This window comes from Candidatus Magnetobacterium casense (genome assembly GCF_019173545.1).
Taxonomy (GTDB): Bacteria; Nitrospirota; Thermodesulfovibrionia; order Thermodesulfovibrionales; family Magnetobacteriaceae; genus Magnetobacterium; species Magnetobacterium cryptolimnobacter.
On sequence record NZ_JABXWD010000669.1, the window covers coordinates 1 to 1,366 of the forward strand.

Annotated in this window: 1 protein-coding gene; it reads right to left on the reverse strand. The window is 48.1% G+C overall.

Going from position 1 to position 1,366, the window contains the following annotated elements:
* Positions 1-37: 37 nt before the first annotated feature.
* On the reverse strand, positions 38-1,366 hold a 1,329-nt coding region (locus HWQ67_RS18615; RefSeq protein ID WP_218254192.1), incomplete at its 5' end, for a hypothetical protein.

The window sequence follows — 1,366 nt, forward strand, 5'->3', positions numbered from 1 at the left end:
TAAGGTATAAGGACTGCGATAGCTGCCAACAGAAGGATTAATCCTCGCCAGCACCTCTCCTCTCGCCGACCTGCCTCTCAAGACGTTCCCTCAAGCGGCTGTAGTGCTCTACAATAGCCTGGGCTTGCTTGGGGGACGTCGCCCCTCTCAACTCTCTCTTTAGTTGGCTGCCTATCTCCGCTCGATGAATATCATCCAGGGCCTGGCGGCTACGAGCCATTTGCTCTACGTTAATAGGCGTCATTCTAAGGCCCAACTGAGAAGCAGCTATTTGGCCCCAAGTCATTGAATCCGGCGTGTTGTTTATGGTGTCATACATCTTCTCAAAGTCTATCGTCCCAGGGATAGCTGGAAAGTTAGGAACTAGGCCCTGCCATATATGCGCCAGTGACTTGGCAAACTTGCCTCCAGGAGTCTCCCAATCATAATAAATAGGTGTACCCATGAAGGTCTTGTTTCGAAGGATATCTGCCGACATCGTGAGGAAGGGAGATCCTAAAAAGCTTGAGGCCGGATCTCTCCAGATGTCCATCATATCACCCAGGCCCGGCATGATATAAGTCATGTTTAACATCTGCAGACGATCCTTCTGATCGCGGAAGGGTAGAAGAAAAAAGGCTCCTTCCTTAATATAATCCGGCAGAATAGACTGTATCCAGCCCCATTCCTCATCATTAATATTCTGATTCTCAATCGCCGCCGCCTGCATGCCTTGAAACATCAAAGGCCACTTGGCAAACCGAACAGGATGCTTTAAGGCCGTCTCCGCCATCAACGGGACTACCTTCGAAGTCCAGGTAAAAAATGGAGCAGCTGTACCCCTAATGGCAGCCGTCGCACGGGTTATTTCCCCATAGTTGAAGGTCCACTTCATCGCATCCATGGCCGCTTCATACTGTTGCATACCCTGTTTCTTGTTCCAGATATACTTAGCCATCTTAAACCACTGTTCCTCGACGTTATACATATTACGCATCTTGGAAACAGCAAAGTTTCTGTCAAATAAACTCAGAGCATGATCCAGGCCGTTGGCCCCATATTTCATACCGCCGGTGACCTGTTCAATCTCTGCAACTGAGAAGGACCCACCCATTCCCGTTTCCCTCTGCAGTTCACGAAATAGTTTGCCTTTTGATTTAAGTTCCTGAGCAGCCTGTTTATAAATATCAAGACGGTAGAAAGGCAGGCCTCCCCAATCATTCAGAATGAAGTTGGACATTGTATTTCTGAAATGGGCGGCGGGGGAGAGAATTAATTTGCTGGTCTTCCACGGGCTTAAAAACATACGGTTCATCTTAGCAAGGACACCATTCCCACTCATCAACTTAGGAATATCCATTATAGCTCTCAGCTCTAACTCCACATC